At 46.5% G+C, this 26912-nt stretch carries 13 protein-coding genes, 5 rRNA genes and 1 riboswitch (1 of these 19 cut by a window edge); of the genes, 11 read left to right on the top strand and 7 right to left on the bottom strand.

Annotated elements, in window-relative coordinates:
• The 6 genes from M1J35_RS00800 to M1J35_RS00775 form a co-directional block, all read left to right on the top strand.
• Window positions 1–2105: ribosomal RNA gene (locus M1J35_RS00800) — 23S ribosomal RNA — on the top strand (it extends 833 nt beyond the left edge of the window).
• Between the two features lie 103 nt (window positions 2106–2208).
• Window positions 2209–2325 (top strand): 5S ribosomal RNA (gene rrf, locus M1J35_RS00795).
• Between the two features lie 1138 nt (window positions 2326–3463).
• Window positions 3464–5015, top strand: a 16S ribosomal RNA gene (locus M1J35_RS00790).
• Between the two features lie 219 nt (window positions 5016–5234).
• Window positions 5235–8170, top strand: a 23S ribosomal RNA gene (locus M1J35_RS00785).
• 103 nt (window positions 8171–8273) lie between these two features.
• Window positions 8274–8390, top strand: a 5S ribosomal RNA gene (rrf, locus tag M1J35_RS00780).
• The 16S, 23S and 5S rRNA genes sit together here, the layout of an rRNA operon.
• A 700-nt stretch (window positions 8391–9090) precedes the next feature.
• Window positions 9091–9927: a tyrosine-type recombinase/integrase gene (locus tag M1J35_RS00775; RefSeq protein WP_254652485.1), complete on the top strand. Its 837-nt coding sequence runs from the start codon at window positions 9091–9093 to the stop codon at window positions 9925–9927.
• A gap of 468 nt (window positions 9928–10395) precedes the next feature.
• Window positions 10396–10480: riboswitch (cyclic di-GMP riboswitch) on the top strand.
• Window positions 10481–10602: 122 nt separating this feature from the next.
• Here M1J35_RS00775 and M1J35_RS00770 read toward each other — a convergent pair.
• Entirely contained in the window at window positions 10603–13545 is a 2943-nt protein-coding gene (locus M1J35_RS00770; protein ID WP_254652484.1) for an EAL domain-containing protein, read from the bottom strand.
• A 260-nt stretch (window positions 13546–13805) separates the two neighbouring features.
• Between M1J35_RS00770 and M1J35_RS00765 the strand changes: the two genes are divergently transcribed.
• The 5 genes from M1J35_RS00765 to M1J35_RS00745 all read left to right on the top strand — a co-directional run bounded on the left by M1J35_RS00765 (window position 13806) and on the right by M1J35_RS00745 (window position 19539).
• The gene (locus tag M1J35_RS00765; RefSeq protein ID WP_254652483.1) at window positions 13806–14354 is read left to right on the top strand and encodes a competence protein ComK; all 549 of its coding nucleotides are present in this window, start codon (window positions 13806–13808) and stop codon (window positions 14352–14354) included.
• A 507-nt stretch (window positions 14355–14861) separates the two neighbouring features.
• Window positions 14862–15764 (top strand): N-acetylmuramic acid 6-phosphate etherase, encoded by a 903-nt coding sequence (gene murQ / locus M1J35_RS00760; protein WP_254652482.1) that lies wholly within the window; start codon window positions 14862–14864, stop codon window positions 15762–15764.
• A gap of 46 nt (window positions 15765–15810) precedes the next feature.
• Window positions 15811–17217 carry a PTS transporter subunit EIIC gene (locus M1J35_RS00755; RefSeq protein WP_254652481.1) on the top strand — a complete coding sequence of 469 codons (1407 nt, stop codon included), beginning with the start codon at window positions 15811–15813 and terminating at the stop codon, window positions 17215–17217.
• Window positions 17214–18242: a MupG family TIM beta-alpha barrel fold protein gene (locus M1J35_RS00750; protein ID WP_254652480.1), complete on the top strand. Its 1029-nt coding sequence runs from the start codon at window positions 17214–17216 to the stop codon at window positions 18240–18242. Before M1J35_RS00755 ends, M1J35_RS00750 begins: the two co-directional genes overlap by 4 nt.
• Window positions 18243–18417: 175 nt before the next feature.
• Window positions 18418–19539: a sensor histidine kinase gene (locus M1J35_RS00745; protein ID WP_254652479.1), complete on the top strand. Its 1122-nt coding sequence runs from the start codon at window positions 18418–18420 to the stop codon at window positions 19537–19539.
• Between the two features lie 89 nt (window positions 19540–19628).
• On the opposite strand, the gene M1J35_RS00740 is transcribed toward M1J35_RS00745, so the two are convergent.
• The 6 genes from M1J35_RS00740 to M1J35_RS00715 form a co-directional block, all read right to left on the bottom strand.
• Window positions 19629–22040 (bottom strand): sensor domain-containing protein, encoded by a 2412-nt coding sequence (locus M1J35_RS00740; RefSeq protein WP_254652478.1) that lies wholly within the window; start codon window positions 22038–22040, stop codon window positions 19629–19631.
• A gap of 90 nt (window positions 22041–22130) precedes the next feature.
• Window positions 22131–23348 carry a helix-turn-helix domain-containing protein gene (locus tag M1J35_RS00735; RefSeq protein WP_254652477.1) on the bottom strand — a complete coding sequence of 406 codons (1218 nt, stop codon included), beginning with the start codon at window positions 23346–23348 and terminating at the stop codon, window positions 22131–22133.
• Between the two features lie 175 nt (window positions 23349–23523).
• The gene (locus M1J35_RS00730; RefSeq protein WP_254652476.1) at window positions 23524–24114 is read right to left on the bottom strand and encodes an SCO family protein; all 591 of its coding nucleotides are present in this window, start codon (window positions 24112–24114) and stop codon (window positions 23524–23526) included.
• A gap of 61 nt (window positions 24115–24175) precedes the next feature.
• Entirely contained in the window at window positions 24176–25168 is a 993-nt protein-coding gene (locus tag M1J35_RS00725) for an aliphatic sulfonate ABC transporter substrate-binding protein (RefSeq protein ID WP_254652475.1), read from the bottom strand.
• Between the two features lie 39 nt (window positions 25169–25207).
• Window positions 25208–25963, bottom strand: coding sequence for an ABC transporter permease (locus tag M1J35_RS00720; RefSeq protein WP_254652474.1), 756 nt, complete (start codon window positions 25961–25963; stop codon window positions 25208–25210).
• Window positions 25947–26735 carry an ABC transporter ATP-binding protein gene (locus M1J35_RS00715; protein WP_254652473.1) on the bottom strand — a complete coding sequence of 263 codons (789 nt, stop codon included), beginning with the start codon at window positions 26733–26735 and terminating at the stop codon, window positions 25947–25949. The genes M1J35_RS00720 and M1J35_RS00715 overlap by 17 nt, the downstream gene beginning before the upstream one ends.
• Window positions 26736–26912 lie beyond the last annotated feature (177 nt).

The raw sequence follows: 26912 nt of genomic DNA, 5'->3' as shown, positions 1-26912 counted from the left end.
TTCCAATCGAACTTGGAGATAGCTGGTTCTCTCCGAAATAGCTTTAGGGCTAGCCTCATGTGTAAGAGTCTTGGAGGTAGAGCACTGTTTGGACTAGGGGCCCTCATCGGGTTACCGAATTCAGACAAACTCCGAATGCCAAAGACTTATCCATGGGAGTCAGACTGCGAGTGATAAGATCCGTAGTCGAAAGGGAAACAGCCCAGACCACCAGCTAAGGTCCCAAAGTATACGTTAAGTGGAAAAGGATGTGGAGTTGCTTAGACAACCAGGATGTTGGCTTAGAAGCAGCCACCATTTAAAGAGTGCGTAATAGCTCACTGGTCGAGTGACTCTGCGCCGAAAATGTACCGGGGCTAAACGTATCACCGAAGCTGTGGATTGACACCTCTAGGTGTCAGTGGTAGGAGAGCGTTCTAAGGACTGCGAAGCTAGACCGTAAGGACTGGTGGAGTGCTTAGAAGTGAGAATGCCGGTATGAGTAGCGAAAGATGGGTGAGAATCCCATCCACCGAATGCCTAAGGTTTCCTGAGGAAGGCTCGTCCGCTCAGGGTTAGTCGGGACCTAAGTCGAGGCCGATAGGCGTAGACGATGGACAACAGGTTGATATTCCTGTACCACCTCTTTTCCGTTTGAGCAATGGGGGGACGCAGGAGGATAGGGTAAGCGCACTGCTGGATATGTGCGTCTAAGCAGTTAGGCTGATGATGAGGCAAATCCCATCATCGTGAAGGCTGAGCTGTGATAGCGAGCGAATTATAGTAGCGAAGTTCCTGATTCCACACTGCCAAGAAAAGCCTCTAGCGAGGAAAAAGGTGCCCGTACCGCAAACCGACACAGGTAGGCGAGGAGAGAATCCTAAGGTGAGCGAGAGAACTCTCGTTAAGGAACTCGGCAAAATGACCCCGTAACTTCGGGAGAAGGGGTGCTCTGGTAGGGTGCAAGCCCGAGAGAGCCGCAGTGAATAGGCCCAGGCGACTGTTTAGCAAAAACACAGGTCTCTGCGAAGCCGTAAGGCGAAGTATAGGGGCTGACGCCTGCCCGGTGCTGGAAGGTTAAGAGGAGTGCTTAGCGCAAGCGAAGGTGCGAATCGAAGCCCCAGTAAACGGCGGCCGTAACTATAACGGTCCTAAGGTAGCGAAATTCCTTGTCGGGTAAGTTCCGACCCGCACGAAAGGCGTAACGATCTGGGCACTGTCTCAACGAGAGACTCGGTGAAATTATAGTACCTGTGAAGATGCAGGTTACCCGCGACAGGACGGAAAGACCCCGTGGAGCTTTACTGTAGCCTGATATTGAATTTTGGTACAGCTTGTACAGGATAGGTAGGAGCCTTGGAAACCGGAGCGCCAGCTTCGGTGGAGGCATCGGTGGGATACTACCCTGGCTGTATTGAAATTCTAACCCGCGCCCCTTATCGGGGTGGGAGACAGTGTCAGGTGGGCAGTTTGACTGGGGCGGTCGCCTCCTAAAGAGTAACGGAGGCGCCCAAAGGTTCCCTCAGAATGGTTGGAAATCATTCGCAGAGTGTAAAGGCACAAGGGAGCTTGACTGCGAGACCTACAAGTCGAGCAGGGACGAAAGTCGGGCTTAGTGATCCGGTGGTTCCGCATGGAAGGGCCATCGCTCAACGGATAAAAGCTACCCCGGGGATAACAGGCTTATCTCCCCCAAGAGTCCACATCGACGGGGAGGTTTGGCACCTCGATGTCGGCTCATCGCATCCTGGGGCTGTAGTCGGTCCCAAGGGTTGGGCTGTTCGCCCATTAAAGCGGTACGCGAGCTGGGTTCAGAACGTCGTGAGACAGTTCGGTCCCTATCCGTCGTGGGCGCAGGAAATTTGAGAGGAGCTGTCCTTAGTACGAGAGGACCGGGATGGACGCACCGCTGGTGTACCAGTTGTCTTGCCAAAGGCATCGCTGGGTAGCTATGTGCGGAAGGGATAAGTGCTGAAAGCATCTAAGCATGAAGCCCCCCTCGAGATGAGATTTCCCATCACGTAAGTGAGTAAGATCCCTAGAAGATGACTAGGTAGATAGGTCAGAGATGGAAGCATGGCGACATGTGGAGTTGACTGATACTAATCGATCGAGGACTTAACCACAAAGAGTCATTATTTTAATGAACAACAATTGGTCGATATTCGGCTTTCTTGACATCAATCCTTTATCTAGTTTTGAAGGAACAATCCTTCAATTGAATATTCGTCTGGTGATAATGGCGAAGAGGTCACACCCGTTCCCATGCCGAACACGGAAGTTAAGCTCTTCAGCGCCGATGGTAGTTGGGGGATCTCCCCCTGTGAGAGTAGGACGTCGCCAGGCAAATGTGAAAAGAGTAGCTCTTAGGAGTTACTCTTTTTTTGGTTTTGATTGAGTTTGTTCGAAGAACATAAGTGTTTTATCTGTTCTCTCCTCGATCGCAGTGCGAGGGTGGGGAGGAGCAAGAAGGTCGAGGACGCGAGGGAGAGAAGACCGGAGTGTGGATCCCACACGAGGATCTGAACGAGTGAAGCGGACGAAGAGATTCGCCGCTCATCACTAGCCGTAGCTTTCAGTGCGGATGGTAGTTGAGGGCTCCCCTGGGAGAGTAGGGCGTTTCAAGGCAATTGGGATTATTCTTCTTTTTTTGGTTGTTTAAAAGTAGCAGTGCCAAGGGTTAGCGAAAGGTATAATTTGGATAAAAACGCAATAAGTGAAAAAATGACGTGATTACGATTAATATGACGCAAAAAATTAAATAATGACGCAATTACTGCTAATGGAAGCCTTGCTGCCCTAAAATAGTAGTCGCAGCATATAGTTTTGTTGCCGATTATTATTGATCTTCCTCTAATTGAGGAAGAATCATCGGATTTTACTCATATGCATATTAAAATTAATTTAAAATTATACAGTGGAGCTAAAATTGAAACCCAACTGCTTAATTGTAGTATTTGCCCTTAATCAGAGGTGATGACGTTTGACTGACTCCTGAACTAGTAGTTTACAAATCTCCTTATCTATCTTTTATACTTATTCCAGCCCGAACAAACGAGATACTTTATGCTATCAAAATCAATATATTATGAAATAGGTATTGTAATAATATTAAGGTTTGTGATAATATGGTTTTTCCGCCTTTAAACAGGGTATAGATATTTTATATCTCTATTTTTCAGAGGCAAGAATTATTGTTTGATAACAAGACAATAATAAAGGTTTCAAAAAACATTTAAAAAGAAGTTGACTTCTACGAAGTTAACTGGTAAAGTATTATTTGTTGCCACAAACGAGCAACACAACATGAAAAACTTGATCAAAACTTCTTTTAAAAAGTTGTTGACAACAAGTTAACATTCATGTAACATAGTAAGGGTCGCTTCAAGAGAAGCACTTACACATTGAACCTTGAAAACTGAACAAAACAAGACAATACGTCAACGTTAATTCTAGATTTATTTTTAAAGAGCTATTCAAACTTTTATCGGAGAGTTTGATCCTGGCTCAGGACGAACGCTGGCGGCGTGCCTAATACATGCAAGTCGAGCGGATTGATGGGAGCTTGCTCCCTGATATCAGCGGCGGACGGGTGAGTAACACGTGGGTAACCTGCCTGTAAGACTGGGATAACTCCGGGAAACCGGGGCTAATACCGGATAACTCATTTCCTCGCATGAGGAAATGTTGAAAGGTGGCTTTTAGCTACCACTTACAGATGGACCCGCGGCGCATTAGCTAGTTGGTGAGGTAACGGCTCACCAAGGCAACGATGCGTAGCCGACCTGAGAGGGTGATCGGCCACACTGGGACTGAGACACGGCCCAGACTCCTACGGGAGGCAGCAGTAGGGAATCTTCCGCAATGGACGAAAGTCTGACGGAGCAACGCCGCGTGAGTGATGAAGGTTTTCGGATCGTAAAGCTCTGTTGTTAGGGAAGAACAAGTGCCGTTCGAATAGGGCGGCACCTTGACGGTACCTAACCAGAAAGCCACGGCTAACTACGTGCCAGCAGCCGCGGTAATACGTAGGTGGCAAGCGTTGTCCGGAATTATTGGGCGTAAAGCGCGCGCAGGTGGTTCCTTAAGTCTGATGTGAAAGCCCACGGCTCAACCGTGGAGGGTCATTGGAAACTGGGGAACTTGAGTGCAGAAGAGGAAAGTGGAATTCCAAGTGTAGCGGTGAAATGCGTAGATATTTGGAGGAACACCAGTGGCGAAGGCGACTTTCTGGTCTGTAACTGACACTGAGGCGCGAAAGCGTGGGGAGCAAACAGGATTAGATACCCTGGTAGTCCACGCCGTAAACGATGAGTGCTAAGTGTTAGGGGGTTTCCGCCCCTTAGTGCTGCAGCTAACGCATTAAGCACTCCGCCTGGGGAGTACGGTCGCAAGACTGAAACTCAAAGGAATTGACGGGGGCCCGCACAAGCGGTGGAGCATGTGGTTTAATTCGAAGCAACGCGAAGAACCTTACCAGGTCTTGACATCCTCTGACAACCCTAGAGATAGGGCTTTCCCCTTCGGGGGACAGAGTGACAGGTGGTGCATGGTTGTCGTCAGCTCGTGTCGTGAGATGTTGGGTTAAGTCCCGCAACGAGCGCAACCCTTGATCTTAGTTGCCAGCATTCAGTTGGGCACTCTAAGATGACTGCCGGTGACAAACCGGAGGAAGGTGGGGATGACGTCAAATCATCATGCCCCTTATGACCTGGGCTACACACGTGCTACAATGGACGGTACAAAGGGCAGCGAGACCGCGAGGTTTAGCCAATCCCATAAAACCGTTCTCAGTTCGGATTGTAGGCTGCAACTCGCCTACATGAAGCTGGAATCGCTAGTAATCGCGGATCAGCATGCCGCGGTGAATACGTTCCCGGGCCTTGTACACACCGCCCGTCACACCACGAGAGTTTGTAACACCCGAAGTCGGTGAGGTAACCTTTTGGAGCCAGCCGCCTAAGGTGGGACAGATGATTGGGGTGAAGTCGTAACAAGGTAGCCGTATCGGAAGGTGCGGCTGGATCACCTCCTTTCTAAGGAAGATTTACTAAAACGTTTGACACGTCGAAGTTTTGTTCAGTTTTGATGGTTTAATTACTGTCAGGGATTTTTGCGAAAGCAAAATATCCAACCATACTGTCTCTTTCGAGACAAATGATTGTTCTTTGAAAACTAGATAAAGATAAATTGATAGTCAAGAAATTACCGAGTATCGCCATTTTAGGTTTTAAACCTGATGTAACAACCAATTCGGTTAAGTTATGAAGGGCGCACGGTGGATGCCTTGGCACTAGGAGCCGACGAAGGACGGGACTAACACCGATATGCTTTGGGGAGCTGTAAGTGAGCTTTGATCCAGAGATTTCCGAATGGGGGAACCCATTGTTCGTAATGGAACAATATCCTTACTTGAATACATAGAGTATGGAAGGCAGACCCAGGGAACTGAAACATCTAAGTACCTGGAGGAAGAGAAAGCAATTGCGATTCCCTGAGTAGCGGCGAGCGAAACGGGATATAGCCCAAACCAAGAGGCTTGCCTCTTGGGGTTGTAGGACACTCTATACGGAGTTACAAAGGAATGAAGTAGACGAAGAAGTCTGGAAAGGCTCGTCAAAGAAGGTAACAACCCTGTAGTTGAAACTTCATTCCCTCTTGAGTGGATCCTGAGTACGGCGGGACACGTGAAATCCCGTCGGAAGCTGGGAGGACCATCTCCCAAGGCTAAATACTCCCTAGTGACCGATAGTGAACCAGTACCGTGAGGGAAAGGTGAAAAGCACCCCGGAAGGGGAGTGAAATAGAACCTGAAACCGTGTGCCTACAAGTAGTCAGAGCCCGTTAACGGGTGATGGCGTGCCTTTTGTAGAATGAACCGGCGAGTTACGATCCCATGCAAGGTTAAGTTGATAAGACGGAGCCGCAGCGAAAGCGAGTCTGAATAGGGCGAATTGAGTATGTGGTCGTAGACCCGAAACCAGGTGATCTACCCATGTCCAGGATGAAGTTCAGGTAACACTGAATGGAGGTCCGAACCCACGCACGTTGAAAAGTGCGGGGATGAGGGGTGGGTAGCGGAGAAATTCCAATCGAACTTGGAGATAGCTGGTTCTCTCCGAAATAGCTTTAGGGCTAGCCTCATGTGTAAGAGTCTTGGAGGTAGAGCACTGTTTGGACTAGGGGCCCTCATCGGGTTACCGAATTCAGACAAACTCCGAATGCCAAAGACTTATCCATGGGAGTCAGACTGCGAGTGATAAGATCCGTAGTCGAAAGGGAAACAGCCCAGACCACCAGCTAAGGTCCCAAAGTATACGTTAAGTGGAAAAGGATGTGGAGTTGCTTAGACAACCAGGATGTTGGCTTAGAAGCAGCCACCATTTAAAGAGTGCGTAATAGCTCACTGGTCGAGTGACTCTGCGCCGAAAATGTACCGGGGCTAAACGTATCACCGAAGCTGTGGATTGACACCTCTAGGTGTCAGTGGTAGGAGAGCGTTCTAAGGACTGCGAAGCTAGACCGTAAGGACTGGTGGAGTGCTTAGAAGTGAGAATGCCGGTATGAGTAGCGAAAGATGGGTGAGAATCCCATCCACCGAATGCCTAAGGTTTCCTGAGGAAGGCTCGTCCGCTCAGGGTTAGTCGGGACCTAAGTCGAGGCCGATAGGCGTAGACGATGGACAACAGGTTGATATTCCTGTACCACCTCTTTTCCGTTTGAGCAATGGGGGGACGCAGGAGGATAGGGTAAGCGCACTGCTGGATATGTGCGTCTAAGCAGTTAGGCTGATGATGAGGCAAATCCCATCATCGTGAAGGCTGAGCTGTGATAGCGAGCGAATTATAGTAGCGAAGTTCCTGATTCCACACTGCCAAGAAAAGCCTCTAGCGAGGAAAAAGGTGCCCGTACCGCAAACCGACACAGGTAGGCGAGGAGAGAATCCTAAGGTGAGCGAGAGAACTCTCGTTAAGGAACTCGGCAAAATGACCCCGTAACTTCGGGAGAAGGGGTGCTCTGGTAGGGTGCAAGCCCGAGAGAGCCGCAGTGAATAGGCCCAGGCGACTGTTTAGCAAAAACACAGGTCTCTGCGAAGCCGTAAGGCGAAGTATAGGGGCTGACGCCTGCCCGGTGCTGGAAGGTTAAGAGGAGTGCTTAGCGCAAGCGAAGGTGCGAATCGAAGCCCCAGTAAACGGCGGCCGTAACTATAACGGTCCTAAGGTAGCGAAATTCCTTGTCGGGTAAGTTCCGACCCGCACGAAAGGCGTAACGATCTGGGCACTGTCTCAACGAGAGACTCGGTGAAATTATAGTACCTGTGAAGATGCAGGTTACCCGCGACAGGACGGAAAGACCCCGTGGAGCTTTACTGTAGCCTGATATTGAATTTTGGTACAGCTTGTACAGGATAGGTAGGAGCCTTGGAAACCGGAGCGCCAGCTTCGGTGGAGGCATCGGTGGGATACTACCCTGGCTGTATTGAAATTCTAACCCGCGCCCCTTATCGGGGTGGGAGACAGTGTCAGGTGGGCAGTTTGACTGGGGCGGTCGCCTCCTAAAGAGTAACGGAGGCGCCCAAAGGTTCCCTCAGAATGGTTGGAAATCATTCGCAGAGTGTAAAGGCACAAGGGAGCTTGACTGCGAGACCTACAAGTCGAGCAGGGACGAAAGTCGGGCTTAGTGATCCGGTGGTTCCGCATGGAAGGGCCATCGCTCAACGGATAAAAGCTACCCCGGGGATAACAGGCTTATCTCCCCCAAGAGTCCACATCGACGGGGAGGTTTGGCACCTCGATGTCGGCTCATCGCATCCTGGGGCTGTAGTCGGTCCCAAGGGTTGGGCTGTTCGCCCATTAAAGCGGTACGCGAGCTGGGTTCAGAACGTCGTGAGACAGTTCGGTCCCTATCCGTCGTGGGCGCAGGAAATTTGAGAGGAGCTGTCCTTAGTACGAGAGGACCGGGATGGACGCACCGCTGGTGTACCAGTTGTCTTGCCAAAGGCATCGCTGGGTAGCTATGTGCGGAAGGGATAAGTGCTGAAAGCATCTAAGCATGAAGCCCCCCTCGAGATGAGATTTCCCATCACGTAAGTGAGTAAGATCCCTAGAAGATGACTAGGTAGATAGGTCAGAGATGGAAGCATGGCGACATGTGGAGTTGACTGATACTAATCGATCGAGGACTTAACCACAAAGAGTCATTATTTTAATGAACAACAATTGGTCGATATTCGGCTTTCTTGACATCAATCCTTTATCTAGTTTTGAAGGAACAATCCTTCAATTGAATATTCGTCTGGTGATAATGGCGAAGAGGTCACACCCGTTCCCATGCCGAACACGGAAGTTAAGCTCTTCAGCGCCGATGGTAGTTGGGGGATCTCCCCCTGTGAGAGTAGGACGTCGCCAGGCAAATGTGAAAAGAGTAGCTCTTAGGAGTTACTCTTTTTTGGTTTTGATTTTTGTTGGAAGAACATATTTAAAGAGACGTTGTTTTAGGAACGGAAGGTCTGCCTGTTGACGAAGAAAGGAATTAGATGAGGGATGAGTCTACTGGTAAGGACGATTCAAAGAAAATTCGACACGCTGGCACTATTATTTAGCATCTCGCATGATAAATCACAACGCCGCAGGAAAAACTATTTCCCCGCACGATAATCGTAAAACCAGTATGAATTTCAACTAAGGACGCATGATTCCATAGAGATAAGGTGTTTTAAAGAATCGCCACCTTATCCTTCCACGTCCACATTTGCGTTCATAATTCCCACCAATATAAGGTTTTTATTAAACCTAGAACCACCTTGCATCATAATTTATTAAAAACCCGCTTTGTAGACCATGTAAATCCCATCCCCTAAACGCTAAATCACGAGCTACCGGACGAAGACATGATCCGCACCTCATATCACCAGCCAAGTCCACCATCCCGGTTGGAGGGTAACTGCGAAGTAAGAATAGCTTATTAAGTACTCCATTTAATAAACACGAAAGGTTTTATTAAGTACTAGTCACTCAATTCAACCATCTTATATTCGGAGAAGTTGACTTCTTCTTCCATTCGTTCTACGATATTAAGTAAATAGAGGTTTGATCTGAAAGGGTGGTACTCTTGCAAGGTTCTTCTAGTACTTCAATTGATTCCTTTTTAAAGTGGCTTGAACAGGAAGGAAAATCATTAAATACCATTTCGACTTATCATCAAGAACTTAAGAAATTTGAACATTGGCTTCAGGGAAATCAACAAAAGCTTGGAGATGTGACTCAGAAAGATGTGCAGGACTACATTCTATTTTTAGAAGAAAAGGGAAAGAGCCCAATTACTACAGATAAAATTATGGGAGCAATCAGAACTTTTTCAAAATATTTAAAGAAACCCCATGTCACGTTGGGCATCCAAATTCAAAAGGCTGATAAGAATGATGAAATAGATGTTCTTACGAAGAAAGAATGTGAGATGTTGTTAACTGAAGTACGAGAGCATGAGAATGAAAGAAACATAGCCATTGTATATATGCTCCTCCACACCGGGATAAGAGTCTCTGAGCTTTGTGGACTGGATCAGTCTGATGTTGACTTTCATGAAGGCAATCTGAAGGTGATATCACCTCACGGGGAAGAAAGGGTCATCCCCCTATCCCATGAACTGAAAGATCATCTCATGAAGTATTTACCGATCAATCCTACGGAGAAGGCGTTGTTTGTGTCAAAATCCAACGAGAGATTAACCGAGAGATCTGTGCAGTATATGTTAAAGAAATACGGTGTGAATGCTCAGAAGTTACGCCATACCTTTTGTCAGCAATTAATTGATAAGGGTGTGGGTCTGGAAGTGGTCTCTAAGCTCGCTGGCCATAAGGATATTAACGTTACCAAAAAATATGCCAGATCCAGGGTGCAGCAGTCCGAATACGAAGATGCAATTCGAAAGACTTTTTCTAATGACTGAAGGATGACATATTTTGTGAAATTAGAATAATATCTTCTTTCTGCCCCTTATTTAAGTGAATAAGGGGTTTTTGCAATGTAATTTATATTTGAAAATATGTAAGATACAGAAAGTTTTTTAATGAACTATATTCAGAAGAACGCATGCCTATAAATATGTGACATAAAGTGTGGTTCATTCCCTAACTTTATTCAAAAAATAATATACGGGACTTTTGTCTGAAAATGCTGTCGATAAATATATGTAATAATAAATAGATTATTCAGACTTTTATATACTATAATTGACAATATAAAGAAGATATACAGGAAGGAGGACCTGGATTGCCGGTCTATTATATGAAGGAGATTTGGACGCCGCTCAAGATTATCGGCATTAAATTTTTCAGGAGTGAAGAGAAAACTGTTTATGTAAAAGTGTTCCAAAATCCCCGTAGAAGACTATTCAATTGAACAGAGACGGACATATGTACGATAAAGGCAAAACCATTGAAAGATGGTGACGCAAAACTATAGGGGCTAACGTTCACGGACTACGCCTGCCAGTTGCCGAATACATATCTTAATTATGAAATCATTCCAAACCTTTCAGAAAGGTTTTTTTATTTGTCAAAAAAGACGATAGATGATGGTAATGGCAGATAAAGCCAATGTTTATCTGCCATACATCGAAGTTCTATTTTGTCATTTTAATGGTAAGGTATTCAATCCCATCCATAGTAATAAATGAACATCCCTCAGGAGTAGGCGTCTTCACCACCTCCATGGACAATTTATTCAACAACTTCGTCAATTTCGGCTGCTCTGAAGGGATGAGGATGAATTGTACTCCGTATAAGAAGAAGTCTGCCCCCTGTTCCTTCTTCCACACAATTTTCCCTGGAAGGCTGACTGATTCACCAAGTATATGGGTGTGAAAATCAAAGTTGATTCCCGGTGATACGGGCAGTCGCAAGTGAGTCAAGAAGCGCAATCCGCCGGGCCCGATATTCTCTACCAACACTTCTGTTGTACCCACAAATGCCTGCTTCCCATTTACGCTAGCAATCGTCATGTCCGCGCTTAAAGGATATGTGAAGTCAATTCTGAATACTTCCCGTCTTTCCTCGACGGGGATGAGAGGCTGAGTTTGCTCGGTTGATAAAACCGGCTTTCGTAAATAGGCGAGAAAGTCTTCGGGTGGGACCGGTTTACTGAACAAATACCCTTGTATGATGTCGCAGCCCTGCTTCTCTAGGAAGTTTCGCTGGTCTTCGGTTTCCACGCCTTCAGCCACTACGTTTAAATGCAATCCATGTGCCAGGCGGATGATCGATTTCGTAATTTCGGCATCACTTTCATTCAAATAGTCACGGATGAAACTACGGTCTATTTTAACGGTATCCACGTTAAATTTCTTTAAGTATAAAAGGGAAGAGAATCCGGTTCCAAAGTCATCCAGGGAAAATTGTATGCCGATCTCTTTTAACGTTTCCACTGATGAAATGAAAGAATCTTCATTTTGGATCAGGACGCTTTCTGTAATTTCAAGATCGAGTAGAGAGGGATTCACTCCCGTTTCTTTTATAATATTGAGCATGGTTTGCATCCAGTCATTCCGCAGAAAGCGTTTGGGTGACATATTGATGGATACCGGGACAGCGCGGACATTTGAACGTTCCCATTCTTTTACTTGTTCACATACTGTCTGGATCACCCAATCAGTGATCGGGATGATGAGCCCGTTTTCTTCAGCGATGGGAATGAATTCATGAGGGGAAACGATCCCCCATTCTGGGTGCTGCCATCTGATCAAGGCTTCTGCCCCTAGGAGTCTACCTGTTTTGGTATCCACCTTTGGCTGGTAGTGCAGAAGCAGTTCATTGTTTTTAATCGCTTTTCGAAGATCCTTTTCTAGCTGAAATAGTTTATAAGATTCGATGTTCATTGAAGAAGTATAGATTTGAAAATTATTTTTCCCCATTTCCTTCGCTCGGTAGAGAGCGGTATCTGCCCTGCTTATGAGAGTCTCTGAGTCTTCCCCGTCGATTGGATAGACGGTCATTCCAATGCTTGCTGTAACAAATAACTCATAATCTGAGATGAAGAAGGGTTCTTCCAGTGATGTGATTAGCCTCTGGGCAAACGACACGGCTTCTTCTGTATCCCTGATATGACGAAGGAGGATGGTGAATTCATCGCCTCCCATTCGAGCAACAAGATCAATGTCAGGGGTGTTTTCACGCAGTCGGTTGGAAATCTCTTTTAATAGAAGATCTCCCTTTAGATGACCCAGGGTGTCATTGATCCGTTTAAAGCCATCCATATCTATGTACAAAACGGCAAACGGTTTCTGTAATATGCGCGCGCTCTCAAGGAGGTCACCAAGCTCGTTTTCAAACATCCGTCGATTGGGAAGACCGGTTAAGTAGTCATGATAGGCGAGGTGGGCCATGGCTTCTTCTGATTTAATTTGTTCTGTGACGTCTGTGATGATCCCGTCCAGTCGGATGAGTGCTCCCTCATGATCAAAGACGGGTATCGTATTATCTTCTATCCAGCGTATACTACCGTTCTTATGCGTGATACGGTAGCGCCCTTTCGGTGGCTTGGCCGTTGAGAGGGTTTCCTGCCTTGAATGATAATAGGGAAGATCGTCGGAATAAATGAGGTCAGCCCATACAATCGATCCTTCTACAAACTCCCTGGAGGTGTAGCCGGAAATGCTCTCAATCCCTGTCGAAGTAAACAGTACTTTGTTCTCTCGTACATCCATGGACCAGATCCCTGCGTCCAGGTTATTGTAGATTTTCTTTACATGCTCTTCTTGCTCTTCCATTTTCGTTTGGATCTGAACTTGTTCCGTAATATCATGGGATGTCCCAATCATACGGACCGGGCGCCTGTTCTCATCAAGGAGGACATCGGCATACTGATTCAATACGCGTTCTGAACCGTCTTTCTTCATGATGCGATAGGAAATACTGAAGGTGGACTTCTCTTCAATGGCTTTCTTATAATGTGAATCGAAGTTTTCCCGGTCGTCGGGATGGATTCGCTCATACACTTTCTCATAGGTAGGGACCTCATTTACATCCAAATCAAACAGGGTGTACATGTGATCAGACCACAATGCTTGATTTTCGACAATATCAAAGTCCCACGTACCGATGTCCACCAGCTCTTCTACGTTATGGACGTTCATTTCGAGTTTCGAAAGAATGGCTTTCTGGGCTTCCATTTCGGTGACATCACTAATCAGAAGCACAACCCCAAAGATTTCGTTCTGGTTGAATAGGGGCTGAAGTTGGACACTCGTATCCATGAGCTGTCCGTCCTTGAGAATATGTACACTATGATACTGCTGATATTCGCCGTTTACAGCTTTCGTGTAGTGATCGAGTGTAGTAGGGATATAAGGTTGAGGTACACAGTTCGCAATGAACTGCTGAATATTTCGAACCTTTTTCCCGCACAAAATCTTGGATGCTGAATTTGACGCGATGATATGACCGTCAACGTCCAGAATGTAAACGGGATCAGGATAGTGGTGGAACAACAACTCATACATATTCATCAGATGTTCGTCATCAACTGAATCATTCTGGGATTTTCTTAGAAGATTAATAACATTTAACAAGCCATTTTCCCCTTTCACCATAAAGGAACTTACAAATATACTATGAAAAATATACCATAATAAGGTTGTGAATTGGAATGGACCAAGGAGTGTTTTCGACGAAATCATACTCAATTCTTCAAATTGTGAGATTTTTCTTAAAAACAACAAATATAAATGGAAATATTCTGGGATTGGTATATAATAGTAATAAAGTCTCATATCTAAGAAGATTCTGATAATAGAGGCTTATGATAAAAGGAAAAAGGATGGTGTTTGATTTGAAAGGTTTAAAAGCGATGATTACTCGAAGGACTGTGGCAATTTGTCCGGCGTATGATGAGGTTCATCAGTCGGTTGTCCATGACTTCAGTGGTAGAAAGGCATTCAGCGAAAAATCCTCCATGGACATTCTGGATGAATCCTGTATGGCATACAGGTCCACCTACGACGGAAGGATCAAAGCCGTCCGGCATGCCTTCGACTACCTTAGAAAAACACCTCTCATGATCTGCCCGCAACAATACATCTATGCCATACCCACCAAGGCCCCGACCGATTATGATTGCATATGGCTGTTCTGCCAGCATATAGAATCGACCTCCACCAGAGAAGGAAAAACCTATGTGCATTTCACGAACGGAGAACAGCTTGAAATCAATTGCTCAGAAAGCGTCATCACCAAACAAAGGGAGAGGGCAGCCATCACCATGACCCATTTCTCCACCATCCCGACCATCTCATCCATGAACCGAAGCGAAACCGGACTCCATCTGCCTGGATTCCACTCACCCCACCACAACCTGGACGAACTCGGCCCCCAACTTTGAGGGACGGACCTCTAAGTGAATATCAAATAACAGGAGTAGGGAAATGTGTTCCAACTCCTATTTGTCGTTGGTTTAATAAAAAAGAGGATGTTAACTAATTGAATCTAATAATGATCTGTTAACAAGTTTTGAGTGGATGAACTCTGAAACTCGTAGGTGTTTTTTACTGTTTTTTTATGCTCATGAGTTGATTGGAGCGGAAGGTGCTCGACTCCTGCGGGAAACGCTGGACAGGTGAGACCCCGCAGGCGCAGCCGAGGAGGCTCACCGCCAGCCCCGCGGAAAGCGAGCACCTGCAGCGGAAATCAACCACCACTTTCCTATTCATCCCCAACAGTTACGAAGATAATTATTAAAATAGAAAACTTCCCCACTATTCCCACCAAAAACAATGGTCTATTCTAAAATTTAATTTCATATAATACAAAATGTAATTGAAATATTATTTTAAAAACGAGTATAATGAAGTTAATGAAAACGCATACAGATTTCTGGGAGGAATGACTTGTGAAAGAAGATAATGTTTTTGAATTATCAACAGAGAAGGTGAATCAGAATACGCTCGGGATCGATACAGCGAGTACCGGCGAGATTCTTCACATGATGAATGAGGAAGATCAGAAGGTGGCGGAAGCAGTCCGGCTCGTCATCCCACAAATAGAGGAAGTCGTCGATAAGGTCGTGACATCGATCTCTCAAGGTGGAAGATTGATCTATATGGGGGCCGGCACCAGCGGCAGGCTCGGTGTCCTGGATGCAGTGGAATGCCCACCGACGTTCAGCGTGGATAGTGACGTCGTCGTCGGTTTGATTGCAGGGGGTGAAAAGGCATTCGTGAAAGCGGTGGAAGGAGCCGAGGATGATGAAGGGTTGGGCGTATCGGATCTGAAAGAAATCGGATTGGCTCCTATGGACACGGTTGTCGGGATCGCAGCAAGCGGACGTACCCCTTATGTCATCGGGGGCTTGAAATATGCAAGGGAGTTAGGCGCGACGGCAGTGGCTCTTTCCTGTAATACAGGCTCAAAAATTTCTGCAGAAGCTGAGCTTGCCATCGAAGTGGATGCAGGTCCCGAAGCACTGACGGGGTCCACACGGTTAAAGGCGGGTACGGCTCAGAAAATGGTCCTGAATATGATCTCCACAGCAAGCATGATCAAGCTTGGCAAAGCCTACGGGAATCTGATGGTGGATGTGAATATCAGTAACTACAAGCTTGAGCAGCGGGCGATCGGCATTATCGAGAGCATCACGGGGGCTGATAAAGAAACGGCCGCAGCGACATTGAAGAAGGCGAATAATGAAGTGAAACCTTCAATTGTGATGATTACCATCGGCTGCGGGTACGAAGAAGCGAAGAGCCGCCTGGAAGATGCCAACGGATATGTCCGTCTGGCCATAGAAAAATAGTCTTATCGTATAGGGGTACCTGTCCATATCCGTTCATAGAAATAGAATGGTAAGGGCCATCAATAGAGTGAAAGAACGAAAGGGGAAGGTGAAAGTGACGAATAAAGAACTGGCTGGAGTCCTATTGGAGCGGTTTGGCGGTGCTGATAATATCGCAAGCTATGAACATTGCATGACGAGATTAAGAGTGAAAGTGTATAACGAAGAACTCATCCAGAAAGCAGAAATCAAAAAAACCGAGGGTGTCCTTGGGTTTGTAGAGGATGAAACCTATCAGGTCATCCTGGGGCCTGGAAAGGTCAATAAGGTGACGGAGGAATTCGGGAAGCTCGTTGCCGCCACAAAAGGGGATCTTGACTTGAAGGCGCGCGCAGCAGAGCAAAAGGCTGATCTGAAGAAAAAGAACGCGACACCATTCAAGTTGCTTCTAAGACGCGTGGCGAATATCTTCATTCCCCTGATCCCAGCACTGATTGCATCAGGATTGATCACCGGGTTCACAAAGTTCTTCGTACAGGCAAGCTGGCTGAACGGGGAATCCCAGCTTGTCATGATGCTTTCCATTATCGGAAGTGGATTATTCGGGTACCTCGGTATCCTTGTCGGGATGAATGCGGCGAAGGAATTCGGTGGTTCGGCGGCACTCGGTGGTTTGGCCGGAATCCTGATCATCAACCCTGCGATTGGTGATGTGACGCTGTTTGGGGAAAATCTATTGCCTGGCCGTGGCGGATTGATTGGTGTCTTGATTGCCGCCATCTTCATGGCTTTTGTAGAAAAGAACGTTCGAAAGGTCATCCCGCAGGCAATCGATATCATTGTGACGCCTACGATTGCGTTATTGGTTACAGGCTTATTGACGTACACGGTATTTATGCCGGTTGGCGGATTCATTTCAGACATTATTACTAATGGTCTTCTCTCTCTTATTGACATGGGCGGCCTTGTTGCCGGATTCGTCCTTGGCGCAACCTTCCTGCCACTTGTCGTGACAGGCTTGCATCAAGGGTTGACGCCTGTGCATTTGGAACTGATCAATACGATCGGGGACGACCCATTGCTGCCGATCCTTGCTATGGGTGGAGCCGGTCAAGTTGGAGCGGCATTTGCCATCTTCATGAAAACGAAGAAGAAGAAGCTGAAGAGGGCAATCGGCGGGGCGCTTCCTGCGGGTATGCTTGGAATCGGTGAGCCATTGATTTTCGGTGTCACCCTTCCATTGGGAAGACCGTTCCTGACGGCTTGTTTAGGAGCAGGATTCGGTGGGGCATTTCAAGCGTATTTCGATGTTGCAACGTTTGCCATCGGGGTATCCGGATTGCCGCTGATTTTCTTAGTCAATGCAGGGGAGATTCTCTACTATACTCTTGGACTATTGATTGCTTATGCGGCAGGATTCGCTCTGACGTACATGTTCGGGTTCAAGGATGAAATGGCGAGTGAGTTTGAATGATCGGAATTTCCGTCTATCTGTCTGATGAAGATGCCGAGAAGAGGATCATTCGTGCCTCTTCGTCTGGTGTCAAACTCGCTTTTACCTCTCTTCATATTCCCGAAGAATCAGGTATCAGCCGCAAGCGGGTGAGGGATCTCCTCTCTCTTTTTAATAGGGAAGGGTTCCAGGTATTTGCTGATGTATCGAAGAAAACGCCTGCTATGCTTGGACTTCATCATTTTGAAGAACTGAAGGAATTGGGCGTCACGGCCTTGAGGCTCGATGATGGATTCACGACGGATGAGATGCTTGATTTATCCCTTCAATTCCGGATCGCTATTAATGCGAGTACCGTTGGAAAAAAAGAACTTCAGGGTTGGATTGAAAGTGGGCTAGCAACAGAAAACATGATTGCCTGGCATAACTTTTATCCGAAACCGGAAACGGGATTGGATGAGAAGTATTTTCTGGAGCAGCAAAACCTGTATGATACGTTCGGTATTCCCGTTTATGCGTTTATACCAGGGGATGAAAAGAAGCGAGGGCCGTTACATCTGGGACTGCCTACATTGGAGGACCACCGAAGTCAAATTCCATATGTCAGTGCCGTTCAATTGAAGCGGCGGGGTGTGACGGGTTTATTTGTTGGAGATCCGGGCTTTTCGGAGGAACTGCTGGGGAAACTTGTACGCTTTGATCAGGAAGGTGTGATCGAGCTTTTTTACAATGGAAGCTGGGAAATCGAAGGGGAGTACCAACTCAGGCCGGATCCGGGCCGAGATGTGTTTCGGTTGTTGGACACAAGGACGGAAAGTAAGATTCTTCCACAACATACCGAGGGGCGGCCGTGGGGTGCGATCACACAGGATAATGATCTGTATGGGCGGTACAAGGGTGAAATGCAGATTGTTCGACGTGACCTGGAGAGGAACCCTGCAGTCAATGTTATAGGGAGAGTGTGTGACAAAGATCTTCCTTTACTGGAATGGTTCCAACCGGGTCAAAAGCTCCGATTGGTCAGAGGGATGGACCTTCTAAACTAGTAGTAAAAGAGCGTGGGACCTCCTCATGCTCTTTTTCATTTTCAACGAGGAATCAAAAGCCATGTGCCTCTTTTCATGACATATTTATATATACTCATTAAATTCCCCTATTTTTCTGTTATGATATTATCAACGAATATTTCGACAATAACCGGAATGAAGGGAATGCCACTCAATGACTAGTGCTTCAACCATGCTGATACAATACCTGGAAGATCATTCAGACGAATTTCTACATAATTGGCGCAAAAGTATCGTCATTTCAGATAATGATATATATAAAGAAGAAGTATTGAACAATGGTGTGAAGATGTTTCAATTAGTGAAGCGTGCCATCCTCATGCCCCTGACAGAAGAAGAAATCACCACACTTGCCTATAAGACGGCTCTTGAACGGGTCAATGCCAACGTGAATATCAGCGAATTTGTATATAACGTGAACATTGGAAAAAGCATCATCATCAAATGGGTGAGTAATTCTGGGATCGAACTACGGGAATTACAGCCATTAATTGAAGATATCAATTCGCTTTTTGACCGTTTTTCCTATCTTGCCGTCAGAAAATATACGGAAATCAAAGAGCAGCAGCTTCAGGAAAAGGAACTGTATATCGACCAGACCCACAAGGAACGATTGACGATCCTCGGTCAGATGAGTTCAAGTTTCGTTCACGAGTTCCGGAACCCCCTGACGTCCATCATCGGTTTCACCAAGCTTCTGCAGAACGGCTACCCTGATCTTCCCTACCTGGATATCATGCAGCATGAGCTCGAACAACTAAATTACCGCATCTCTCAATTCCTCCACGTATCGAGAAAAGATTTGATCGATAGTACGAGGGAAGAAATTATCCTGACCGATCATTTGGAAGAGACCATCGAGTTCCTGTATCCGAGTCTTCTGGATGGGGATGTATCAATCGAGTTCAAGTGTGAGTCTGACATCAAGGTACTTGGAAATCGTGATGAGTTAAGGCAGGTATTCCTCAACCTCATTATGAATTCCATCGACGCCCTTCAGGAAGTGGAGGGACACAGGCAAATCAATGTGTGCTGTGATGTGAAAGGTGGCAGGACGAATCTCATGATTTCAAATAATGGGCCCCAAATCAAAGAAGAGACGATCGAAGCGATCTTTGAACCATTTTACACGACGAAGGACCTTGGAACGGGGATCGGCCTTTATATTTGTAAAAAGCTGATTGAAAAGCATGGCGGGGATATCTACTGTCATTCTGATGATCAGTGGACTACGTTTACGATTGGGATCCCGGTGGAGTCTAATTTGATAGTCTAAGAGTTTAAAGATTCCTGGTGCAAATTCCGCGCTGGGGATTTTTTTGTGATTTTTAGAAACACCCTGGATATCCTCATCCAGGGTGTTTGTCACCCGACAGGTGAAGGGGATTCCCGTGCATGGATATAATCCATCAGCTCCTCACCCGGTACGGGCTTGCTGAAGTAATACCCTTGCGCATACTCACATTCCAATTCCTTCAACCACACCAGCTGTGATTCTGTTTCCACCCCTTCTGCCACGATGGTCAAATTTAAATGCTTGGCCATGGCATGAATCGCGGAAACAATCGCTTTATTAGACTCATGATCATCCAGTCCCATGATGAAGCTCCGGTCGATCTTCAACGTTTGAATCGAGAATTTCTGGAGATAGCTTAATGAGCTGTATTCGATGCCGAAATCATCGATGGCGATGGATACACCGATTTCCCGCAAGGCATTCAGTTTTGCCAGGGCTTCCTCGACATGATGCATCGTCGTGCTTTCCGTAACCTCTAGCTCGATAAGGGAAGGGGGCACGTCGTATGTGTTCAGAACATCCCTCACCATGTCGACAAATGTAGCATCGTGGAATTGCCGGGAAGAGACATTGACTGAAATCTTGAACTCATGCCCTTCCTGGATCCAGATCTTCAGCTGCTTGCAGGCTTCAATCAGGATGCGGTGCCCCAATGGAATGATCAGCCCCGTTTCTTCTGCTAAAGGAATGAAGTCCGCTGGTGAAATCAAGCCCTTCACCGGATGACTCCACCTCACCAACGCTTCTACGCCGACGATCCTGTTCGTCGTTAGTGAGAGCTGAGGCTGGTAATAAAGCTCAAACTCTTCGTTGATCAGCGCTTTTCTCAGGTTTTCCTCTAGCTCGATCGGGTTGATTCCTTTCTCCTCAAGCTGATCGGAAAATAAAAGCTGATAGGCGCCTTCACTTTTTTTCATTGTATACATGGCGATGTCGGCTTTTTTCAAAAGGGTGGAAAGATCATGACCGTCTTGAGGATAGAGGGAGATCCCGATAGAAGTGGACGTGATGATGTCATGGCCCCCGATATCGAATGGGGCTTCCAGGCTTTCATGAATAGCTGCCGCTACTTTATGGACATTGTTCCGGCATCCGATGGAAGGGAGCAGAACGATGAACTCGTCACCACTCATTCGTGCAATGAAGCCTTTCGTACCCAACGCCTTTACACATCTTTTCCCTACACGGGAGATGAGCTCATCCCCGTATCCATGGCCCAATGTGTCATTGACGATTTTAAAACGGTTCAAGTCGAGTAGCAGGATGGCCATCTGGTCGTGACCCTCCTGCACTTTTTTCTCGAACTCTTCATTAAAATAGCGCCGGTTCGGTAATCCGGTCAGTTCATCATGATAGGCGAGATATTGGATTTGCTCCTTATCCCGGATCGCTTCCGTAATATCCGTCGCCAGGACATGGGCACCGGTCACTTCCCCGTTGAGATGAATCGGCACCACGATCACCTGAATGGACATGATGTGCCCTTTCCGGTGGGGGAATTTCATTTCGAATTTTGACGCCTTCCCAATCAGGGATTTTTGGAAAGCGGTCTGGATCTGGTCCAGATCCTTTTCCATTACATATGAACGGAACCCTTGTCCGATCATCATGTTGATCGGGTAGCCCGTCATTTCCGCCGCTTTGTTATTGGCCTCTATAATGACGGCCTCTCGATTATACGTAAAAATGGCGGAAAGATTATTCTGATATAAGGACCTGTATTCCTGTTCTTTCTCGTAAATGTCCTTCATCTGTTTTTTATGCAAATCATTGGCCAATTGGTCCGGGATGAACCAGAGTGCCAGTAGGATGCCCATTTCAATGATGAAGGGAAGCATCTGATTGTTTTCCACCCGGGAAAGCTGCAGGCCATACTTCTCCGGTGAAAGAAGGGAATAAGCCGTAAGATAGGTGATTCCTGAGAAACCAAGCCCCATGATAAAGCTCCAGAATGCGTGCGTGTTCCCTCCATAGGAACTGCTTTCCTGATTATTAAGCTGCAAGAGCATCCGGAAAAAAGGAAACGTCACGCCAAGTGTCATCAGAATCGTCAACCCTATGTACATCGGTTTGAGTTCAATATGAGGATAAATCAACCCTGTATACGTGGCAAAATTCCCAGCCATCATGATCAGGGAAAAAATGAATCCTCCCTTGATGAAGTGCACCTTATCCGTATTGACGTCCTGAAATAACCGTAGAGACAGATAAATGCTGAAAAAACAAACCACGATAAAAATCGGAGCGAAATAGACGAACCGCTGGATGAAGATATCATAGGAAACCAACCACATGACAGAAGCGTGAAGCAGGCAGTAAAAAATCGTATATATAAAAGAAGGAAGCCATAATTCCTTTTTGCTCACCATTTGCTTTTGACCATTTTGCTTGAAAGCTTCCTTCAACGCCAGATAGCTGCAGCCGGCCGATAATAAAACACTTAAAGCTATATTGATAAAAGTCATTAGAGTATCAGCCATTTGTACCTCCGTCAAAATACCTATTTCTAACAGTATATCATGTATTTCGACGGAATTTTCTTATTTTTTCATTTTATCGACCAGAGTTCTTCAACGACTTGTTTCCAGCTGCCTGGTCAACAGGATGGCGTTGTTCAGCTGCTCTCTTTCCACATAGTATTCATAAAGCTCCTTTCCATACCGTTCGATCAGCAGCAGGTTATTTGTTTCGATAAAATAGGGCAATGCTTCATGTTCCAAATAGGAGACATATTCATCCCGGCACTGGTTTTTTTTGAGGAAAAACAGTTCGAACAGCTTAAGAAATAAAGAGCTTTTCAAACGTTTGCTCAATTGGAGCCCAAGGTGGATGTGTTTCTCCAACTCTTTATCAGTGCACAGCTCACCTTCTATGCAGGCATCCGTATAATTGCACAGTCTTCTCAAGTAGGTGGCGGAGCCTTTTTCCGCAAGGGAAAGTGCCTCTTTGAAGCAACGGCTTGCCTGAAGGAAATCGCCTCGATTGTAATATTCATAGCCTAAGTTGTTCAACAGCATCCCTTTTTGCTCAAGGAATCCAAGGGAATCACAATTCTCGATCAGATTCTGGTACCTTTCAGTCAAATGGTTTTCACCACTTAATTGCAGCAGCATGAGGGACTCTGCTTTGATGGAACCAAGATAATTATTCGTCTCTTTAAAATAACTGAGTGCTTTCTCCCCATAAAAATACGCCATGACTTTATTCCCGACGCAGTGATAGGCAACGGATAAATGATAATAGCATTCAAGATTCTGGTAGTCATTCATATCGATTTTTTGTAACACTTGGATGGCTTTCTGCTGGTTCTCATCGGAGTTTCGATTGATATAGATGATCCCCTGGACATGATGAAAGAGATTGGTTTCAAAAGGGGGCAGATTCCCAGGTTTGATGGAATCGAGGATGGCAGAAGCGGCCTCCGGTTTTTGATGCAAGATATAGTACCTCGCCCTAAGTAAATGATAATGGGCACTATACTTGGAGGATTCAAGAAATGCTGACTTCTCCAGTTCTGATTTGATACGCTCCACAACATTCATCCTTCTCATAATGATACTGTTATGCCAGAGGTCGAGCTGCTTTTCAAGGTGCTGGAAGGTCTCGATTTCATGATGAATATCAATCCCCAACCGTTCAGAAAAAAGGGAGATGATCTCATCCGAATAAGCCGTTTTCCCCCGTTCGATCTTACTCACATGTGTCGTGGTACATATGCCCTCCCCGAGCTGCGACTGGGTCAGACCTGCTTTCTCCCTGTAAAAACGAATGATTTCCCCCATGTGCATGAGCGATCCCTCCTGTGTGATGTTCCTGAAGAGTAGTATTTGGTGAGGATGCTGGATTTTCCTGCTTAGGGTAGGGGGATGAAAGATAAATGAGAGGGATGGCATAGGTTTTGGGGTTCATTGGGTGGTGAGGGGTGGCTTCAATAAAAAAACCTCCCCGTACCATCCGGAAAGGTCACTTCAATCGCTCAATATCTCCAATCATTTCCTCATAAGGAGGATTCGACACGCCTTCATACTGCTTCAACAATACGCCGTTTTCACTCACCAGATAAAAAGAGGTCCCGTGCACAAACTGATTTGAACCTTCTACCTCCGCAGCGGGAGTTTTAAACGACACATTAGCGAAGTGTTCAATCTCATCCCGGGAGTATCCCGTCAGGAAAACCCAGTTCCCGTCATCAAATTCATACCGGCTGCTGTATTCCTTCAGCACTTCCGGCGTGTCATGCTCGGGATCGACGCTGATTGAAACCAATTGAACCTCATCCTCCAGCCTGGCCTCTGCTACTTTCTTCTGAAGCTTCGACATATTCGCCGTCATCGGCAGACAGACCGTATCACAATTCGTGAAAATAAAATCGGCAACAAGGATCTTCTCTTTATTAAGAGCGGCCAATGACGTCTTCTCCCCATCCTGATTCACCGCGGCCAAATCTCCGACCTCCACCTTCATTGGAAACGACTCCTCCACATCCTGACCCTGACATCCGCCTAACAGCAGAAAACCCAAGGCGACAATCGAAACCATAGATTTTACACCCACTGCACTACCTCCTTCTATAATAGAGGTCCGTCCCTCAATTTGGAGGGACGGACCTTGCTCGTTAGTCGATGAATTGTTTGTCGATTAGATCGGTGAATTCCGGTTTTTCTTTCAGGAATTTGAGTTCGTAGGATGAGTCGGCGAATGCCTGGACGGCGTCTGAATCCACTTTGTAGGTGAATCCGATTCGTTCCCATGCCTGGTCGACGACTTCTTTACTCAGTTCCTGGCCTGTGACTTTTTTTACATCTTTAATCGTAATTTCTTTTGCTTCTTCAGGATTTTCTTCGATAAATGAAGTCGCTTCTTTATGGGCATCGACGATTTTTTGAATCGTGTCCGGATGTTCTTTAACCGATTTTCCTGATGCCACGAGTACGGAAGCAGGAAGTGTTTCCCCGAAGGAAATTTCATCATGATCGATGATGATGTTTGCCCCGGTTTCTTGCTGGATCACGGCTGCCCAAGGTTCAGGGGCGACGGCAATGTCGACTTTACCTGATTTCAGCATATTTGCATACTGGGCAGGGTTCCCCGTTACGTGCTTCATCGTGCCCCCGATGCGTTGGGACTCGATCCCGTGTTCGCCAAGGAACGTTTCCACTTGAACATCATGGGTACAGCCGACAGCCGGAGTGATGAACGATTTGCCTGCAAAATCCTCTGCGGATTTCACGCCGCTTTCTTTACTCGCAAGGACCACGGTCCCTCCCGTCGATCCGCCGCCGATGATTTTCACGTCGGCACCAGTCATATAGTTATTCATAGCTGGACCAGGTCCCACAAGACCCGCATCGATGTCACCGGTTTTCAAGGCAGTCATGAACGAAGAACCATCCGGGAACGTTTTGTATTCCACCTTCGTGCCGTCACCCAGTTCTTTTTCATAAAATCCTTTGTCTTTCGCCACCATGGCCGGTACGTGGTTAATATTCGGGAAGTAGCCGATGACGACTTTTTTGCTGACGTCGCCCGAGCTCTTTTCTGTCCCGCAGCCAGCGAGAACCCCAAGGAATGTGAAGAAAATCGTGAGTAGTAAAAATGTTTTTTTCATTATTCATCCTCCTAAGTGCGGGTGAACCCGCAAATTTGTTTATGATTCCAATCCCCAGCGTTTGATGACGGATTTCTCGATGCGCTGGAAAAGCAATTGATCGACGATGGCCCCGATGACACCGATGATGATCATGACGGCGATCACAAGGCTCATGTCACCGAAATCTGAGGCGTAGCGGAGCGTGTATCCAAGCCCCGGACCGGTACTGAGGAGTTCGCCTGCCATCAGTGCCCGCCAGGCAAATGCCCAGGCAAGGCGCGATCCGGTGACCACATAGGGGATCGACGCCGGGAAGATGACCCGGATGAATAAGTCCAATCCTCTTGAGCCCATCGTTTGTGCGGCTTTCAAAAAGAGCGGGGAGACGTTTTTGATTCCCATCCGGATATTCAGGGCCATGACGAATGTTCCCCCGAGGATGACCACGAATATGACGGCTTTTTCATTTAGTCCGAACCACATGATGGCTAAGGGCAGCCAGACGATGCTCGGCACACTCTGAAATGCGAGGAGCAAAGATCCAAGCGTATCGTCGGCGGTTTTTGATTTTGCTAGGAGTACGCCGATGCTTGTGCCGATGATTAATGAAATTCCAAGACCGATGAAGAGCCGTTTGAAGCTCGCGATCAGGTCGATGATCAAGGTTTGATCGGCAATTCCTGTATATAAGGCATCGAAGACTGAAGTGGGAGAAGGGAGGACAACCTCTGTCCATAATCCAAACCGTGACCCGGATTCCCAAAGACCGATGATGAGGGCAAAGAAGATGGTGCGTTTAAGAGCTGTGTTCATAGGCCAATTCCTCACTTATCACTTTGTCGATTTCCTTCTTTAAATAGCTCATGATATGTTCTTCGATTTTTACCATTTCTTCTTTATGGGCATCTCGTGGACGGGGGAGGTCCACTTTGATATCTGCTAAAATCGTTCCGGGCCGGGTCCCCATGACGATGATCCGGTCTGATAGCTTGATAGACTCCGAGATGCTGTGAGTGACGAACAGGACGGTCTTCTTCGTTTCCATCCAGATTGTTTCAAGCTGATGGTGGAGGCGGGAGCGTGTCTGTTCATCCAGGGCGCCGAATGGTTCATCCATGAGCAGGATCTCCGGATTCATGGAGAGGGCACGGGCGATGGCCACCCGCTGCTGCATTCCTCCAGAAAGCTCATGGGGATAATGATCCTGATAGTTTCCGAGCTGGACCATATGTAAGTATTTGGCTGCCTGGGCTCTTGCCTCTTTCTTGGACATTTCTTTTTTTAAAGGGAAAGTGACGTTGTCCCGGACATTCAGCCACGGAAACAGCGCAGCCTGCTGGAAGACCATGCCCCGGTCTTTTCCGGGTTTCTTTATCGGATTTCCGTCTACAAGGACTTCTCCGGATGTAGAATCGGTCAATCCCGCCACAATCGAAAGAAGGGTGGACTTCCCGCAACCCGATGGTCCCAGGATGGATACGAATTCGCCCTTATCAATCCCGAGATTGATCTCTTTTAACACATCAGTGGGCTTACCCGGCTTATCAAGATATTGCTTATTTAAATGGTTGATCTTGATGAACATCTCATCACCTCTTATCTTATAATTCTTATTAGTTTAGTCGGAATATAAATAATACAATTATAGTATATTGGGGGAGGTTGTCAAGGTTTCCTTTATTTTGGTAAAAGGATAGAAAAAGGAAGGGCTTGTCAATCTAAATGATGAATTTGTAAATAAAATGAAAAAATATCCAAATAA

Origin of the sequence: Rossellomorea sp. KS-H15a (assembly GCF_024195245.1) — a bacterium.
In the GTDB taxonomy this organism is placed as follows: domain Bacteria; phylum Bacillota; class Bacilli; order Bacillales; family Bacillaceae_B; genus Rossellomorea; species Rossellomorea vietnamensis.
The sequence above is the reverse complement of the archived record's forward strand: the minus strand, read 5'-3'. Positions and strand labels throughout refer to the sequence as shown.

What these genes read in the sequence shown, in the direction of transcription:
- M1J35_RS00725 (WP_254652475.1), bottom strand. Translation starts at nt 25,168, where the DNA reads ATGAAAAAAACATTTTTACTACTCACGATTTTCTTCACATTCCTTGGG.
- M1J35_RS00745 (WP_254652479.1), top strand. Translation starts at nt 18,418, where the DNA reads ATGACTAGTGCTTCAACCATGCTGATACAATACCTGGAAGATCATTCA.
- M1J35_RS00740 (WP_254652478.1), bottom strand. Translation starts at nt 22,040, where the DNA reads ATGGCTGATACTCTAATGACTTTTATCAATATAGCTTTAAGTGTTTTA.
- M1J35_RS00735 (WP_254652477.1), bottom strand. Translation starts at nt 23,348, where the DNA reads ATGCACATGGGGGAAATCATTCGTTTTTACAGGGAGAAAGCAGGTCTG.
- M1J35_RS00715 (WP_254652473.1), bottom strand. Translation starts at nt 26,735, where the DNA reads ATGTTCATCAAGATCAACCATTTAAATAAGCAATATCTTGATAAGCCG.
- M1J35_RS00750 (WP_254652480.1), top strand. Translation starts at nt 17,214, where the DNA reads ATGATCGGAATTTCCGTCTATCTGTCTGATGAAGATGCCGAGAAGAGG.
- M1J35_RS00720 (WP_254652474.1), bottom strand. Translation starts at nt 25,963, where the DNA reads ATGAACACAGCTCTTAAACGCACCATCTTCTTTGCCCTCATCATCGGT.
- M1J35_RS00755 (WP_254652481.1), top strand. Translation starts at nt 15,811, where the DNA reads ATGGTAAGGGCCATCAATAGAGTGAAAGAACGAAAGGGGAAGGTGAAA.